Below are 16,119 nucleotides of genomic sequence, written 5' to 3'. Positions count from 1 at the left end.
ATTCTCGCGCGGGAGGGCGAGGCGAAGCAGCGTCCGACGGCATCACCGTGCGGGGCTGAACATAATTGAGTTTAGCCGTGATTCCCAATCCTGATTCTGAGCGCCGGAACGACGTGGGCCGGCATCAGCGCGACCCAGCCGAGCTGCCGGACGACCAGGAACGCCTCGGCCAGCTGCCCTGGCGTGAAGCGTTGATGGCAGTCCGAGGGGAGCGGGAAGAAGGAGTGAGCCGCTGGCCGCAGTTCCTGCGCCCGCAACGTGAATTCCACTCAATCGAGTGAATGCCGTGCCGGTAGTCTCGAATCGGGGCCACTGCGCCGATCGGTTGCTGCAGCCGCGCAGGTAGTCAGCGATATCGAGGCGAGGAGTGCAAAGCCGACATGAAGATCCAGACCGCCAATGTCTGGGCTCGTTCGCGTAGGTGCGGCGGGAACGAGGTTCGGCAACTCCTCGTACCGGCCGCGGCCGACTGGGCGGTCGTCGGCGAGCCGGGCGAACTGGTCGTGAGCGGCCGGTTCGGATCGTGGCCGGCGGTCCGGGGAGCGACGGCGGCTGAAGACAGCCCGCTCACCGCCAAACTCCCCACGGTCGAGCAGCCAACGCACCGGCTTTCCTGGACCGGCTCGCGTGAGCCGGTGCCGCCTGAGGTGGTCCGGGAGTCGTTCGCCGAGGCCATCGGGTTCAGGTCGCACGAGGAGCCGCATAGCCTGCGCCGGCCGCAGATCGGCGCCCTGCACGCCATCGTCGGCTTCCAGGCGTCCGGTGTGGACGAGCCTGCGGTGGTGGTCATGCCGACGGGCACGGGCAAGACGGAGACGATGCTCGCCTGGACGGTGGCCGCCCGGCCTGAGCTGCTGCTTGTCGTGGTACCGACGGCGGCGTTGCGCGACCAGATCGCGGCGAAGTTCGAGCGGCTCGGAGTCCTGCAGGAGCTGGAGATCGTCGCCCCGCACGCGCTGCGGCCGAACGTCGGGCGGCTCGAGCACGCACTCAAATCCGTGGCCGACGCGGCCGAGGTCGCGGCCGCGTGCAACGTCATCGTCGCGACGCCGCACGTCCTGCACGTTTGCGATGCGGACGCGCGCAGCGCTCTTCTCGGTGCGTGCAGTCACCTGATCGTCGACGAAGCGCACCACGCGCCGGCGGACACCTGGACGCACGTGATCCGCAGCTTCCCCGGCGCCCGAACCCTGTTGTTCACGGCGACGCCGTTCCGCGGCGACGGCCGCCGGCTCCCGGGGCGGGTGATTTTCCGGTTCCCGCTCCGCGAGGCCCAGCGAGACGGCCACTTCAGCAAGATCGAGTTCCGGTCCGTCGTCGGGATCGAGGACGTGGATGAGGAACTCGCGGCCGCGGCGGTGGCCCGCCTCCGGGACGACCTCGCTGCCGGGCTGGACCACGTGCTGCTGGTGCGGGTGAAGACGAAGGTCCGCGCGGCCGAGATCCTCGAGCTCTACGAGCACCTCGCGCCGGAGCAGGGCCCGTCGGTCCTCCACGACACCGTCACCGTCAAGCGGCGCAAGGCCGTGCTTGCGGCCCTCGGCAACCGCGCCTGCCGGATCGTCATCTGCGTGGACATGCTCGGCGAGGGCTTCGACCTGCCGGCACTAAAGATCGCGGCCATCCACGACAGCAGGCAATCGCTGAGCCCGATGCTCCAGCTCATCGGACGGCTGGCCCGGACCTCGTCGCCCACGAAGATCGGGCGCGCCAGCGTATTCGTAGCGCGCGACCCCGCCATGGCCCTGTCGCCGATGCGGGACCTGCTCCGGGAGGACCCCGACTGGGACGTGATCCTCAGCGACGTCACCGAGCGCGCCACCCGGCGGGCCCTTGAAGTCGGAGAGTTCGACGAGTCCTTTCCGTACACCCCGGTCGAGGTGCCCATCGGGTTGCTCGAACCGAAGATGAGCGCCATCGCCTACTCGACGGCGAAGCACGACTGGGAGCCGGACAAGGCCAAGCAGGTCTACCCCGGGATGGTGTTGGACGACCTGGTCAGCGTCAACACCGGGAACGACTTCGCATGGTTCGTACTGCGCGCGGAGGCCGACCCGAGGTGGGGGCGGGTTCCCGGACTGGAGAACACGTCGTTCGACCTGGTCATGCTCTACTTCGACCGGGACCACGGCACGCTCTACGTCCACGGCTCGAACACGAAGGCCAAGTACGACCGGCTGGTGGAAGTCGTGCTCGACGAAGAACCTTCGCCGGTGAACGGGATGCGGACCTTCCGCGTCCTCGCGCACATCGACCGGCTGATCCCGACGAACCTGGGGCTGCTGGACGCGCGCGATCGGGATCGGCGATTCTCGATGCACGTCGGCAGCGACGTCGAAGCCGCGTTGCTGGAGGCCGAGAGCGACCACAAGACCCAGACACACATCGCGACGAAGGGGTTCGAGGACGGCGAGTCCGTGACGATCAGCGCGGCTCTGTCGGGCCGGTTCTGGGCGATGGCCACCGCGCGCAACCTGTTCGAGTGGCGGGAGTGGTGTGACCGGCAGGGCACCAAGCTGCGGGACCACACCCTCGACCTGACCGCGATCTTCCGCCGGATGCTGTTCCCCACCGAGATCACGGAGCGTCCGCCGCATCCGCTGCTCGCCCTCGAATGGCCGTGGGACCTGTACCTGGGCACCGGGACGGCGACCCGGGCCGAGTTCGACGGCACAAGCCACGTCCTGACGGACATCGAGTTCCGGGTCGACGACCACGGCAGCACCGGCCCGTTCGTCTTCTCGCTCGTCAGCGCGGACTGGGAGGTCGGCTACTCGGCGGAGGTCGGACCGGACGGCCTGCACTACACGGCGACCGGCCGGGACGCGACCGCCACGATGGGACGCGTCGACGAGAGCGTGCCCTTGGCGGAGTGGCTCAACCGCCACAAGCCGACGTTGTTCCTGTCCGGCGACCGGATGATCACCGGGGACGACCGGCTGCTGGAGCCCCGGGAAGGGCTTCGTCCCTACGACCCGGCGAACCTGATCACCCGCGACTGGCCGGCGCAGGGGGTGAACATCCGTGTCGAATCGCAGGGCGTCGAAAAGAAGAAGAACTCTATCCAGGCGTTCATGGTCCGCGAGCTGCAGCGGAATCGGACCTTCGATGTGCTGATCGACGACGACGGCAAGGGGGAGGCCGCGGACTTGGTCGGGCTCCGCGTCGACGGAAACGATCTGGTGATCACGCTGGTGCACTGCAAGTTCTCCAGCGGAGACGACCCGGGTGCCCGACTCAAGGACCTGTACGAAGTATGCGGTCAGGCGATCCGAGGCGCGCGGTGGCGCGACGGCGGTGGCCGACCGCTGCTTGAGCACCTCGACCGCCGGACTCGCGCGTACCGCCTCAGGCATCCCGGCAAGACGGCGTTCGAGGTCGGGGACAGTGCCGCTTTGCTCAGGATCCGCGAGCAGGCGCCGTTGCTCTTCCCGAGATTGCGGACGCTGGTCGTCCAGCCCGGGCTCAGCGCCGCGCGGTGCACGGACGAGCAGCTTCGGCTGCTGGCCGGCGCCGAGACGTACGTGCGGGCCGTCACCAAGGGTACGTTCGAAGTGCACGGCTCAGATTGAGCACGGCCTTGCTCTGCCCGAAAGGGCGACATGTGGTGCCGATCGGATCGTTGCGGAGCGGGAGTGTCGTCCAACGGGTGACACTCCCGCTTCCATCCTGATGGTGCCCTCGGCGGGATTCGAGCCTGCGACACCGACTTTAGGAGAGTGGGTCACGACGCCGTCTAAGGCCTCTACCAGCAACTATACCCTCAGAGGTGCCTCTCATGACCCCAAAAAGCACACGGTTGAACACAGTTTCGGGTCACGAAATGGGTCACGCGAGAAGTCTGCAGGTGTGGTGCCCGTCACAATTTGAACGCGCGTGTCGTCGGAGTACTTGGCTTGAGGGGCGCTTGGTCGGCGTCGGACACTGATGCGATGCGCGGCTCTGCGACCCCCTCGGCTGGGTGTGGGCTCCGCGCGCTGGCTCTCCGCGACTTTCATCCCGACCGTCATCGCCTTGAACTCGGCGAGCCGGTCGACAGCAAGCTCCAGGTTCGGCGTCGCGTCCCGCGCCGAGTCGGACACGCGTCCACCGACACCCCGACGCCCTGGTCGCTCGCAGGCTGGCCGAATTGAGGTGGAAAGACGATGACCGCGATGCTGACGGAAGTTATGCGTAGCGGCCTGGGCGCACCTAGCGGCGTTGTTGTCTGAAGCAACAGCGGGGCTAATGGCAAGGGTGACTTGCCGTCGTCGGCGGCACCGGCCGGCCCGACGGCGACATCTACGCGCGGGCGCGGGAATGGGAACGGCACGTGATCGAGGTCGAGGCCGGTCTGCCGCTGGATGCGGTCCCGCGGCCTGCGTACGACCCGAGCCTGCGCTCGGCGCGAGAGCGCGACGCCGCGAAGGCCGCCGAGCTCGCCGCCGCCGGGACGCCGGTCAGCGCCCGCACCGTGACGCGGATGCGCTACCGCGCCGAAGGCTTGCGAGGCCTGATCGACGCCCGCGGTCGTAAGCAGACGACGCCGCACGGACGGGCTGACCAGTCCCAGTTGGCCCGGCGGTTCGAGGTGAGCCGGACACCGGTCCGCGAGGCGTTGCGCCGGCTCATCGACGACCGCCTGGTGTCCCACAACGCCTTCCGCGGTGCCAGCGTCCGGGCGATCGACGTCCGCGAAGCCATCGAGATCAGCGAGATCCACGACGGCCTTACCGCCCAGCTCGCGGCCCAGCGAGCCAGTGCCGTCAGCCTGGAGCGGCTCGCGAAGCTCATCGAGGAGATGCGCGTCGCGGTTGACGGGGCTGACCGGGACAGCGCGGTCTCCTTGAACCAGGCTTTCCACGAGCTGATCTACGAGCTGGCGGGCAACAGCACCCTCACGACGGTGAACCGGGAGCTCGCCTGGAACATGGGCCGGTTCTCGTAAGGTGCGCTCGCAGATGCCGACCGGGCCAAGCAGGCCCTCAACGAGCCCGCCCAGCGTGTCAAGTCGATCTCCAGCTGCGACCCCGAAGCCGCCGAGCGCGCGGCCCGTGCTCATGCCCGTGCCTGCATGACGTGGAACCACTCCTCGCTGAACAGCCAGTCGACGTTCCCGCCGCCTCCGCGGCCGTAGCTCACACCGGTGGCAGCGGGTCGATGCCGTCCTCTCGGAGGCGCTGCTGCAGTTCCGTCCGGTTGCGGAACGGCCGTCCGACCTCGGCGTATTTGAGGCGTGCCCGGTGCAGGTAGCTGCGCGCGGTGCCGGGCTGCACGTGGAGTCGGGCCGCGACGGCGTCGATCGTCATACCCTTGCCGTACATTTCGACGGTTTCGTGCTCCCGGTCGGACAAGTGGGGCCGGTTGGAGCGGCGGTCCCGGCCGATGATGAACGCGAGCTCGTGACTGATGGTGTGGTGGCCGGTCGCCGCGGCGCGGATACTGGCCACAAGGGTGCCCAGGGCGTTCTCCCGGGTGTTTTTGGTCAGGTAGTCGATCGCGCCGGCTTCGAGGGTGGCCCAGACGAATTCCTTATCGGGGTTCACCGAGACCACGATGACGTTGTCTCCGTGACGGACGAGCCGTTCGACGTTGTTTCGGGGACGTGAGCCGTCACGGAGGTTGAGGTCCAGCAGGACGACGTCGTCGTTCGGGTTTTGCGCCAGGTATTCCGCCACGGTGGCGGCGGTATGGGTCAGGCGGATGTCCGGCAGGGACTCGAACCAGTGCTTCGCGAGGGTGAGCAGGAGCTGATCGTCGTCGATGGCGCCGACGGTGATCACGGATGCCATGAAATCTCCACTGTCGTTCCTTGTCCTGGCCGGCTGTCGATGTTCACGGTTCCGCCGACCTCGGTGACCCGGTGGTGGATGGCATGGGACAGGCCGAATCCGTTGCTGGTGGCCGTGGGGTCAAAGCCGCGCCCCTGGTCGGTCACCGTGATGTGCACCGCGCCTTCGTCGCCGGTGGCGACCAGCCAGGATCGGTCGGTGCCCGCGTACTTGGCGACGTTGTTGAGCGCCTCGCGGGCCGCGTGGGTGAGCGCCGCGACGACCTCGGCGGGGAGGTCGGCGGGAAGGCTATCGGTGCTGTACTGGATGTCGAGGCCGAGTGCCGACTGGTCGCGCACCATGGCCGCCAGTTCGGCGTTGAGGCCGCGTGGTGACGCATCGATCACCGAGGCAGCCATGTTGCGGAGGAAGTCGACGTCGCGGGCGCAGCGGCTCTTGAGCTCGGCTGACAGTTCGCCGCCGACGCCGGCGACCAAGGTGAGGGTGGTGAGCACGTTCGTGTGGAGCAGGTCGTACTGGCGGACCCGCTCCGCTATCCGGGCCCGTGCCTCGCGCTCGTGCAACGCGTCTTCCGCTGAACGGTCGGCCAGCCACGCCGACCGGCGGAGCCGGCCGCCGACCAGGCCTGCGCCGACGGTGAACGCTAGGCCGGCTCCGGCGTTGCCCAGCACCTCGTTGACTCCCGCGCCGCTGCCCAGTTCGGGCCACAGCCCCAGCACATGCGCCGCGACCAAGACGGCTCCGACGGCTGTGCCCGCCCACCGTCCCTGGTAGAGCAGGGCCAGGATCGCCGCACCCATCGCCGGGCCGATGGTCCAGTTCTGCCAGGTCACGCCGATACCCGGTCGCTCGGATAACCCCACGGCCAGCACACAAAGCACGGCGATGGCTACGTCCGTCCACACCCAGGCCGATCCGACGGCGTTGCGGTAGAGCGCCACACTGAACAAGAGGGCAGCCCAGCCGACGTAAAGCCCGTAGAGGCCCAGGACAACCGCCGGTTGCCGGTAGTCCGACAGGGGAGAGGACACCAGCACCGGCAGGGCCGGCACGACCTGCCCGATCCTCAGGATCGCCAGCGCTCGCACCATCCAGCGCTCGGTCTCCGCCTCGAGTTTCATCACCGCCTCCGATCCCTGCCTGACACCCCGGGCCTGAGGGTGCACGACGGGCGCTGGCCGGTGCGCCTGCCGAATGACTGGCATTCGCCCGTCCGAATGCCAGTCAGTCGATCGTCGCCGCACGTTACAGCCCGGCCGCATCGTGGAGCCGGGCACACCCGGTGCCTTGGAACACCACGAAGGAGAACCTGATGGAAAGTCATCTTGGCAGTGCGGCTCGGCAACACCCCGGAAAGGCCACCAGGGATCGCGGGAAGGGCAGGAAGCGAGCAGTCCGGGGCGCTGCCGCGGCGCTGGCCCTCACCGCGGCGATCTCGGGCGGCGTGGCCGTGGCCACGCCAGCGGCGGCCGACGCCTCCGTCGCGTCCTGCGGCAGCGGCCGGTGCACGCTGTACCTCAGCAAGTCCGAAACCCGGGCCTTGGCCCAGGCGAACGTCCCGGCACCGCCGGCCGCGGTTCCGTGGCAGTTGAGGACGGCGTACTACGCCCTCGCGTACGGGCACCGGTGGTTCGCGCAGCAATATGCCGATCGCGGCTGGTGTTCGGGCTTCCGTTTGAGCATCTACCCGTGGGAGAGCCAGGGCTACTTCGGCTACGCCTGCAACTGGAACTAGCCGAGTTCGCAGAACCGGTCGTGGGTGCGTACCCGATGCGCACCCACGGCCGAGGTCGCGGTGCGCCCCAGGTTTCGGCAACCAAGGTACCGAAGGCGAAGCGGCGATCTTCGGCGCTGCGGTTCAGCCGCCTATCTGGGTGCCCACGGCGAGCAGGGCGGTGGTGACCGGCTGGAAGAAGGTGACGCCCGCCGGTGCGGCAGTTGCCGCAGCCGCGGAGGTGCTGCCGTTCGCGGAGCCGTCGCGGGTGAACAGCGGGCCGCTGCTGTCGCCGCCTTCGGCGCACACCGTCGCCTGGATGAGGCCGGTGACCCGTCTGCGGGGTAGTTGACCGCGGCGTTTAGTACTGCAATGGCAGTTAAATGGGTGGGTAGCCGCGGCGTTTGTAGTGGCTGAGGCGAGCCTGATGCTGTCGCCGCCGACGGGCCCGCACTATCGTCGGCCGAAGTCCTGTTGGACAGGTGTCACCAGGGACCGATCAGAGCGTCGCAGGTCCCCGAGCTCTTGCCGACTACGTGTGTTTCTTTCGGGAAGACGACGTAGCCGCTTTGTGAGGCAAAAGATGCAACTACACGCCGATGTCGATCACGGCCACGCCGCGGCGCATGCCCGGGGACTCGAAGTAGGCGGGCAGTAGCGGCACCGGGTCGCCGAGCACGATCCCCACTCGCGGTCGGTCACCGCCGCTCGTGGAGTACGTCTCGTCCGTTAGGTAGGCACCGTGCACCTCCCACGAGGCCAGCGGCTTGCCATCCTTCACGGCTACCAGCCGATCAACGCCTCGGGCTTTCGGCAGGCTCACAGGCCAGGCCTTCTCAGCACATCGAGCTAGGGCTGACATTGACATGGTCGGCTCGAAGGTTTTGCTCACGGAAACGAACATGACGCGCACAGCGATCCTTCCCGACCGCCAGTGCGGTCGCACTTTGCCGCTCGCCAGTGCGTGCGTGCGGTCCCCAACATACACGACACGCGCCGTTCGGTGGCGCATGTTCGTCCGCCTGCAACCACATCCGCTGGCGGCACGGCCAGCAGCAGTCTGGTGACGGCTGTGGTCGTCTGAGCCTGCCGTCGGCGACTGCCGGGTCGCGGTGCAGCACTGCGATGTGGTGCAGATTAGGCACAGCATTCGGCCCTGGTTGTGGTCGAGTTGGACCGGCGGCTGCTGGCGCAGGGCTCGACAATGCGGGCATTCGCGCGTCCGACGCTGTCGCGCAGCGCGGGGTCCTGGATCGGTGGCTCGCATGCTTGGCCGAAGATCAATGTATGCGGCACCAAGCAGCCACACGGCTTGGTCTAACACCGCGACCAAACATAATCACTGTTAGAGGCGGCGCGGGTTGATGACAAATGCTCACGTCTCGGCGTGCAGGCTAGAGTAGACCTTCACCGTGGGCGGGGCGCGACTGCAGGTGTAAAGGAGATCCAGTTCCGTTTTCATGGTCGAAGCGGCCAGTTGGAGGAATGTCACCCGTCGGTCAGATGATAACACCTTGGCAGCGGACTTCGTGAGCGGCTGGCGCTTGGCGAAGTTTGCTGAGCTTTACCCGTCATCAAGCCAGTCGCTGCCTAGGATTATCTGATTCCTCCGCAGGACGGTCACCCGATCAGTCGGCCGATCCCGCGCTGGAGCGAAACGACGGCGAGGCGCGCATCGATATATGCATCATGCGACGTTGGTTAGGGGCTTTAGCCTCGGTTGTGCCGGCCCTTGCTGTCGGCGGCCTGGTGAATTTTGTCGCCGGTCCCGCGGCGGATTTTCCCTCGTCCGGCAAGACGTGGCTCTGGACCGCGATCGGCCTCCTGCTTGTGCTCAGCAGCGCGTTGCAGCTCAGGGCCATTCGGGCGAAATCGGTCGCAAAGGGACCGGCTCCGGACCACGAACTCGCCGCGGTCGAGCGGGCCCGGATACGTTCGATCCTGCTTGGTGTCGCGCCTGGCGTTCCGGTCGATGTGCCGCAGCGGCGGTTGACTGGCCCGCCGGAGCAGGGCGGGGCTCAGGTGGGCCCGGATGCGCTCATCGCAGTGTTCGACGCGACGTCCCCCCACCGCTTGGTGATCGTCGGCGGTCCAGGTTCCGGAAAGTCCACCGCCATCCTGCGGACGGCGGTCCGGCTGGCCGAAGCTCGCCCCGACGGCCCGGTGCCGGTGGTGGTCTCACTGACAGGCTGGAGCGGCGACCAAGCTCTGATCGAATGGCTGGCTGACAACCTCGCCAACGAGCACCCGCTCTTCTCCCGCTCGGCCTTGCTCGATCTCGTCGAGGCGGGCCGTGTCCTGCCAATGTTCGACGGCCTCGACGAAACCTCGCCGAGGGGGCGACGTACCTTCCTCGACAGCCTCGAGCGATCCGGCCTCCCGTTCGTCCTCGGTTGTCGGACGGCGGAATACAAGGTCGTCGCGGGGCAAGCGGTGCTGGCGGGCGCAGCCGTGGTGAGGCTCGAACCGCTTGCCCCGCACACCGTGCGGGACTATTTGCGCGATCGCCTGCGAGTGGACGACCCCAGATGGATGCCGCTCCTCGACGTCCTCGCTGCACAACCCGAGGGTGCGCTCGCCGCCGCCCTCGCAACTCCTTTGTCAGTGGAGCTGGTCCTGCGCGCCTACGCCGCTCCGCACACCTTCCCCGCAGAACTGCTCGACACTACCCGGTTCGCCACGGCCGGCGCCGTCGAGCGGCACTTGATGGAGACGGCGCTAGTCCGTGCGGCGGCGGGGGACGGAATCGGCGCCGACGAACCGGACGAGAGGGCGGCATCCTGGCTGCAGTTCCTCGCGGCGCACCTCACGCGGTTGGACACAGCGGACCTCGCGTGGTGGCGGCTCGGGCGGGAGGTAAAGCCGACGGTATTCCTCGCCGCCGCCGCTCTGGTCGGCTGCGTGGTCGGATTCTTCGGCGAGATGGCCTTCGCGAACTCGTGGGTGGCGGTCGCAACCGGCGTAGCAGCGGCCGGTGTGACGGCTTTCGGTCTTGTCCGTGGCGTGACCACCGAGCCGGTCCGGGTGGGCATCCGCCTCCGGACGCGGCGGAGCGTGATTGCGATGGCGTTCGGTGCCGGCGCTGGAACGGCCACTTCGATCGTCGTGTGGACCTTCGGTGGCCTGCTCGGATCAGCGATGGGATGGGTGGTGGTCGGTATCGCGGTCGGTGCGCTGGCAGCGCTGCGGTTCGCGGTTACCGAATCAGCCCGAGGAAACGTCGGCCTGCGCCCGTTGGACTCGCTGAGACGCGACCGGCGAATGGCCTGTGTCCAGGGTGCGGTCGCCGCTTGGACGGTTGTCCTCGCGGCTGGGTTGGCGGGAGCGTTCCAGCGCGGGTTCATCTGGGTGCCCATGTTTGGGGTCGCGGCTGGCCTGGTTGGTGCTTCCTACAGCGCGTACGCCCGGTATTCGATAAGCCGGTTGTGGCTGGCGTGGCGAGCTGCCCTGCCGTGGCAGCTGATGGAGTTCCTGGAGGTGGAACGGCGGCTGGGATTGCTGCGACAGTCTGGCGATGTCTACCAATTTTACCACCGTCGGCTGCAGGGTTATCTGGCTGCCGAATTCCGGTCGGTCCGTCCACCACTGGATGAGGATGCCGTGTCGATGGTGCTGCTCCTGCGCGACGAACTGGTAGAACGTGCGTTCGTGCGAGCCGACGTGCTGGCTGTGATCGAGGCGCCGAGCATCGCCCGGCTGAAGCAGGAGATCGTCGCCGAACTCGAAGACACCGCTGGTGAGCTGGTGTCCGCGACGCGCCTCGCGCGCGAGCGGTTTACGACGGTGAAGAAACGGTTGCTCGCGCGCGCCGGGGTTCCGTGGCCAGCCCGCGGGGCGAAGTATTTCGGCTATTTTGGGGGCCCGCTGGCGGCGGTGACGGTCGGTGTGCTTGTCGTGGTGACTTTCCCGGCATTTAGCATCTTGTTCACCCAAACGATCCCGCTTCTGGTGTTGTCTCTCGCGTCCGTTTTGCAGCCGGTTTTGTGGAAGAGCGATTTTGCGAGCCTTCCGTTGGACGAGGAGTACGAAGACGAGCGCTCGCGAGTGGTGAAGCGGGTCGAACGGTGGCATCGGGCGGCGGCCGAGTTCCTTGCACCTCTTCACCGGCTTCCGGAAGGTTTGTTCTGGGACGTCATGGTCACTGCGGCGGTGCTCGCCGTCGCTACTGCATCGGCAGCCGACTTCTTGCCGAGTCGAGGTGCGGCCTGGTCGCCGCAGTTGATCGTCATGGGTTCTGCCGCCGTGCTGCTTCTTTTGCTGTGGTTTTGGGCGAGGCCGTTGAACGCGCGGTGGGATGCGCTGGCCGTCGACCATCCTGATCGTTGGCCTGGTGAGCAGGATCTGCCTCGCGGCGCGGTGCAGGCGCGGCGGGACGCGGTGCGGGCGTGGGAGGTGCTTGTCGAGGCGTTGGTGACGACCCGGGTGCTGCCTATGGTGGCGGCCCGCGTCGAAGTGCTGGCGAAGCGGTCGTACGACACGAAGCTTCCGGACGCCTCGCTGAAGAGGCTTGGTGGCCTCACCGAGAGCGCGCAGTTTGTGCCGACCGAAACCAGTGCGCGGCTGAACCGGATGTTCGACGCGATGGCCGGCGGTGCTATCGGGCTCAGCGGTGCGCGTGGCATCGGGAAGAGCACCGTCCTGGGAATCTTCGGTGACCGCCGGTTCGGCGGCAACCCGGACGACCTGACGGTCGTCGTGCCCGCGCCGACCGAGTACCACAGCCGGGAATTCCTTGTCCACCTGTTCAGTCGTGTGTGCCTGGCGGTGCTCTCGACCGAGCCCCACACCACGCGGCGAGACCGGCGCCGGCAGCGCCTGCGGTCGATGCTGCCGGTCGCTGTCGGGACCCTGCTCGCTATCGGAGCGGCGCGGTGGCCTTCGATGGTGGAGGCAGGCACCTGGGCCTGGCGCAACCTGCGGATCGTCGTGGCTTGCGTGGGTGTGGCGTTGGTCCTTTCGCCGGGAGCCACCGCGGCTGCACGGCGCGTTTCCCGGCGCCCGCGCGGCGATGCCTCGGTTGCCGAGGTAGCGCGGCACCACCTCCGGACCCTGCGGTATTTGGAAACCACGACACAGACAGCGACCGCGGCGGTAAAGCCTCCGATCGTCGAACTCGGCGGGTCACACGCCCGGCAACGGGCGGAGCAGGCCAGGACCTACCCAGAGCTGGTGGGCGAGTTCCGCGACTTCCTGGCCTTCCTCGTGACTCACCTCCCGGGCCGACCGGACCGGCGGAATCCACGGATCCTGGTGTGTATCGACGAGGTGGACAAGATCGCCAAGGCCGAGGCGGCCGAGCGTTTCATCAACGACGTGAAGACGGTCTTCGGTGTTCCCGGGTGCTTCTTCCTGATCGCGGTGTCGGAGGAGGCGCTGGCGTCGTTTTCAAGGCGGATGCTAGCGGTGCGTACCGCGTTCGACTCGGCGTTTGACACCGTGATCCAGGTGAGCAGGTTGTCACTCGCGCAGACCCGGCGCCTGCTGGTGCAGCGGGTGCTACCGCTGCCCGAGCCTTATGTGTGGCTGTGTCACGCGCTGTCCGGTGGGCTGCCGCGCGATCTGAACCGAATCGTGTGGCAGCTCTACGACATTAGAGAGGACAAGGGCATTGACGACTTGGACGCTCTGGCGGCCGAACTGGTGCGGCAAGACCTCGAGATCGTGGCCTACGGCCAGATTCTACAGGTGGACGGCGGTTCCGACCCCCTGTTGGGGGCGCTTCGGCAGTGGTTCGCGCAGACCGCCAGCGTCCCGCTCGACCATAATTCCCTGATCGGGCACCGCGACAACGCGCCCGCTCACGACATCACACCTTCTGGCTGGCCGCCAGAGCTATGGGCAGTGCGTGAGCGGTTTCAGGCGTACCTGTACTACGCCGCGGTGGTGCTGCAGTCGTTCCGTGAAGAAGGTGCGAAGGTCGTCAAACAGCTGTCTACTGCGGCCGACGACGCGCAGAACCCCATCCGTTACCTTGCCGAGGCCCGTGCCCAGCTCTCCGTCGACGCCGCCTTGGCGACCGCTGCAGTCGACGCCTACCGGTCGGCGCTCGCCGGTCCTTCAGAGCGGAGCGGAACAGATCCTTTCTGATTTCGTGCGCTCATCTGGTCCAGCCGGCCCGATCAAGATCAAAGCGACCGTGAACGGCCCGTGGATCTGGGAAAGCTCGCTGTCGAAAGTTAATCCGGCAGCTGTGGGCGTCCGGGTGTGGATGCGGTGCTGATCGCGCTTGAACGTTATCCCGAAGGTGCACCGACCGGTGTGGTTCACCGAAAAGCAGAGAACTTCCTGTGTGTGTGGCAGTTTGAGGCCGGTGGCGTACTCCGCTGGCGGAACCGCCGCGATCTTGGCGGACATCGGCTAGCCGATCGCGGCATACCCACCGTGCGGTCGCTATCGTGCTGGCCGACGGTGGTTCCAACGTGTGCTCGTCGGCATGACCGGACGTTCGGCTTGATCGGCTCGCTACCGGACCGTCACTTCTTGAGCATAATGACTCTTATGCGTTCACTGCGAATGGCGCTGCGGCAAGACTGGACCGGTGGTGGGTACGATCGTGGTATCGAGGACTTCGGTGCTGGAGTAGTGCCGCCGAACGGGCGGATTCCCTGACCATCCCACGTGACCAGCGTGGCGCGCAGCTGGCACAGGGAGTCGGCGACCTGCATGGCACGCGAGACAACGGCCGGGGACAGACGTCGTCAGCTTGCCGGGCCGAGCTGCTGCACGCGGCGAGCCGCGCGGCGGCGCACCCAGGTCGTGCCGCCTACGGCGGCACCGGTGCCCAGTGCCCACCAGGGCCCGGTCGCCAGTGACAGCAAGATGAGCAGCGCGAGAGGGATCCCGAGCAGCAGCAGGATCTTGCACATCGGGCGCCAACCGTCGCCGCAGCCGTAGTGGGTGAGCAGGAAGATCCAGCGCCAGGCGGGCGGGTCGCTCGCGGTGGCGCCGGCCGGGAGAGAATGGTGCTCCGGCGGATCGTCGGTGTTCATGTCGCTCAGTGCGTTTCCGGGCTTGCGGGCGTGCAAGATCACCGGCCGCGAAAATCGCCCGGAAAATCTTGGGTCCGCGTTGCACGCTGGGCCGCCGCCAGCGCACTCATCGGTGAACAGGGTTGTTGTGAGCGAAGGAGGGTGCGGTGGTCAGGAGTGGCCGATGACGAGTTCGCCGCCTTCTTCGACCGGGACTTCGACCGGCTGGTGGGGTTCTTCTGCAAGTCCGGCTTCGACCGGGAGATCGCCCGCGACGCCGCAGCTGAGACTATGACCGAGCTGCTGCGGCAGTGGTCGGAGGTCACCGCCCCGAAGGCATGGGTGCGCACGGTCGGCAGCAGGATCGCGTCCCGGCTGGTCATGGAGGGCCCGCGCAGCGTGCAGGCGGCGATCGTCGGGTGCCGGTCGACGACCGACCGGGCCGACGACCAGCCGCACGCCGTGGTTGAGGAACAAGACGTGGTCGCCGAGCTCCTGCGGCAGCTGCCCGATGTCCAACGCGTGGTGATGGCCTGGCGCTTGGACGGGTTCGACCCGGCGGAGATCGCCGCGATCACCGAGTCGTCGCCCACGACCGTCCGGTCGAACCTGCGGCACGCGCGCGAGCGGATGAAGCAGCTGCGCGACGCGCAGGAAGCGGAACAGACACCGGACACGACGACGCCGCGGAGGAGGACGCAATGACCTCGGACGAGGAGTTCGACAGCTGGCTGGCCGAGGCCGACGAGAGCTTCGTGCAGTCGGTCAACGCCGATGTCGACCGCGCCGTGGTGCTCCACGTCGTGCAGCGGGCCGCCGCCGAGCGGGCCAGCAAGGAGCTCACCGAGCTGGTCGCGGTGGCCGCGGCCACCGGCGCTCCGCCGGAGCGCCCGCGCGGCTGGTCGGTCACGCCGGGCGGCCTTCCCAGCGGCGAGCCGCCGGAGCCAGTCGCGTCTGGCTGGGAGTTGCCGAGCATGTTCGACCGAGTCCAGGCCGAGCGCAACCACGAGCTGGACCCGGTGGTGCAGAGCGCGGTCGAGGGCGCGCCGGAAGCGGTCGAGCGGGTGCTGCAGACGGTGCGGCCGCTGGTGATGCGGTACTGCCGCGCGCAGATCGGGCAGCGCGACGGGACGTTCGTGGCCGCGGACGACCTGGCGCAGGAGATCTGCCTGGCCGTGCTGGCGGACCTTCCTACCGCGTTCGGGCGGTACCAGGATCTGCTTCGGCTCGTGTATCGGATCGCCGCGCGGCAGGTCGGCTCGGCGCAGGCCGCGGTGCTCTCGAGTTCCCGGATGCGGATGCCGGTGTGGAACCGGCTGCCCGGCACGCGGCGCTGCTCGAGTGAATACGCCGGCGATGTCTCGCAGGTGTGGCGGATGCTGGCCATGCTCTCCGACACCGAGCGGGAAGTCGTCGTGCTGCGGGTGGTCGTCGGGCTCACCGTCACCGAAACCAGCGAGGTGATCGGACAGAACCCGGGCTGGGTCCGCTACAAGCAGGCCCACGCGCTGGCTGCCCTGCGGCGCCTCCTTGCCGCCTGGTACCGATGCTGATGCCGATCAGCGGTCTGGCAAGCCGCCAGAACCAACCCTGGCCAGGACGAATGAGATCCTGACGGTGCTGCCCGCCCTCAACAAAATTTCTCCCCACCGGTGGGCTCCGCCGT

The 16,119-nt window shown here is 67.7% G+C and carries 12 protein-coding genes; 6 read left to right on the top strand and 6 right to left on the bottom strand.

The window, feature by feature from the left end; genetic code table 11:
- Nucleotides 1-71: 71 nt before the first annotated feature.
- A complete protein-coding gene (locus AB5J73_RS42945; protein WP_370965021.1) occupies nt 72-269 on the bottom strand; it encodes a hypothetical protein in 198 nt (65 codons plus the stop codon).
- A 111-nt stretch (nt 270-380) separates the two neighbouring features.
- On the opposite strand from AB5J73_RS42945, the gene AB5J73_RS42940 reads away from it, so the two are divergent.
- Together AB5J73_RS42940 and AB5J73_RS42935 are read left to right on the top strand one after the other, a co-directional pair.
- Nucleotides 381-3,572 carry a DEAD/DEAH box helicase gene (locus AB5J73_RS42940; RefSeq protein ID WP_370965019.1) on the top strand — a complete coding sequence of 1,064 codons (3,192 nt, stop codon included), beginning with the start codon at nt 381-383 and terminating at the stop codon, nt 3,570-3,572.
- 740 nt (nt 3,573-4,312) lie between these two features.
- On the top strand, nt 4,313-4,927 hold the full coding sequence (locus AB5J73_RS42935; RefSeq protein WP_370965017.1) for a GntR family transcriptional regulator: 615 nt from the start codon (nt 4,313-4,315) through the stop codon (nt 4,925-4,927).
- A 190-nt stretch (nt 4,928-5,117) separates the two neighbouring features.
- Here AB5J73_RS42935 and AB5J73_RS42930 read toward each other — a convergent pair whose 3' ends face one another.
- Nucleotides 5,118-5,771 carry a response regulator gene (locus AB5J73_RS42930; RefSeq protein WP_370965015.1) on the bottom strand — a complete coding sequence of 218 codons (654 nt, stop codon included), beginning with the start codon at nt 5,769-5,771 and terminating at the stop codon, nt 5,118-5,120.
- Nucleotides 5,759-6,892 carry a sensor histidine kinase gene (locus tag AB5J73_RS42925; RefSeq protein WP_370965013.1) on the bottom strand — a complete coding sequence of 378 codons (1,134 nt, stop codon included), beginning with the start codon at nt 6,890-6,892 and terminating at the stop codon, nt 5,759-5,761. The genes AB5J73_RS42930 and AB5J73_RS42925 overlap by 13 nt, the downstream gene beginning before the upstream one ends.
- Before the next feature lie 191 nt (nt 6,893-7,083).
- On the opposite strand from AB5J73_RS42925, the gene AB5J73_RS42920 reads away from it, so the two are divergent.
- Complete coding sequence (locus tag AB5J73_RS42920) at nt 7,084-7,506, top strand: hypothetical protein (RefSeq protein WP_370965011.1); 423 nt, start codon at nt 7,084-7,086, stop codon at nt 7,504-7,506.
- A 123-nt stretch (nt 7,507-7,629) separates the two neighbouring features.
- Here AB5J73_RS42920 and AB5J73_RS42915 read toward each other — a convergent pair whose 3' ends face one another.
- Nucleotides 7,630-7,794, bottom strand: coding sequence for a hypothetical protein (locus AB5J73_RS42915; RefSeq protein WP_370965009.1), 165 nt, complete (start codon nt 7,792-7,794; stop codon nt 7,630-7,632).
- Between the two features lie 280 nt (nt 7,795-8,074).
- The gene (locus AB5J73_RS42910) at nt 8,075-8,266 is read right to left on the bottom strand and encodes a hypothetical protein (protein ID WP_370965007.1); all 192 of its coding nucleotides are present in this window, start codon (nt 8,264-8,266) and stop codon (nt 8,075-8,077) included.
- Nucleotides 8,267-9,207: 941 nt separating this feature from the next.
- Here AB5J73_RS42910 and AB5J73_RS42905 point away from each other — a divergent pair.
- On the top strand, nt 9,208-13,572 hold the full coding sequence (locus tag AB5J73_RS42905) for a hypothetical protein (protein WP_370965005.1): 4,365 nt from the start codon (nt 9,208-9,210) through the stop codon (nt 13,570-13,572).
- Nucleotides 13,573-14,183: 611 nt separating this feature from the next.
- Here the strand turns inward: AB5J73_RS42905 and AB5J73_RS42900 are convergent.
- The gene (locus tag AB5J73_RS42900) at nt 14,184-14,516 is read right to left on the bottom strand and encodes a hypothetical protein (RefSeq protein WP_370965003.1); all 333 of its coding nucleotides are present in this window, start codon (nt 14,514-14,516) and stop codon (nt 14,184-14,186) included.
- Between the two features lie 114 nt (nt 14,517-14,630).
- Here AB5J73_RS42900 and AB5J73_RS42895 point away from each other — a divergent pair, with 114 nt between their 5' ends.
- Nucleotides 14,631-15,158: an RNA polymerase sigma factor gene (locus AB5J73_RS42895; RefSeq protein WP_370965001.1), complete on the top strand. Its 528-nt coding sequence runs from the start codon at nt 14,631-14,633 to the stop codon at nt 15,156-15,158.
- Nucleotides 15,155-16,006, top strand: coding sequence for a sigma factor-like helix-turn-helix DNA-binding protein (locus AB5J73_RS42890; RefSeq protein ID WP_370964999.1), 852 nt, complete (start codon nt 15,155-15,157; stop codon nt 16,004-16,006). The genes AB5J73_RS42895 and AB5J73_RS42890 overlap by 4 nt, the downstream gene beginning before the upstream one ends.
- The last annotated feature ends 113 nt before the right edge of the window (nt 16,007-16,119 follow it).

This window comes from Amycolatopsis sp. cg9 (assembly GCF_041346945.1).
Classification (GTDB): Bacteria; Actinomycetota; Actinomycetes; order Mycobacteriales; family Pseudonocardiaceae; genus Amycolatopsis.
Note: the sequence above shows the minus strand (reverse complement) of the source record. Positions and strands in the feature narration are given on the sequence as shown.

Coding starts and splice junctions, on each gene's coding strand:
- AB5J73_RS42940 (WP_370965019.1), top strand. CDS start 381: ATGAAGATCCAGACCGCCAATGTCTGGGCTCGTTCGCGTAGGTGCGGC.
- AB5J73_RS42930 (WP_370965015.1), bottom strand. CDS start 5,771: ATGGCATCCGTGATCACCGTCGGCGCCATCGACGACGATCAGCTCCTG.
- AB5J73_RS42925 (WP_370965013.1), bottom strand. CDS start 6,892: ATGAAACTCGAGGCGGAGACCGAGCGCTGGATGGTGCGAGCGCTGGCG.
- AB5J73_RS42920 (WP_370965011.1), top strand. CDS start 7,084: ATGGAAAGTCATCTTGGCAGTGCGGCTCGGCAACACCCCGGAAAGGCC.
- AB5J73_RS42890 (WP_370964999.1), top strand. CDS start 15,155: ATGACCTCGGACGAGGAGTTCGACAGCTGGCTGGCCGAGGCCGACGAG.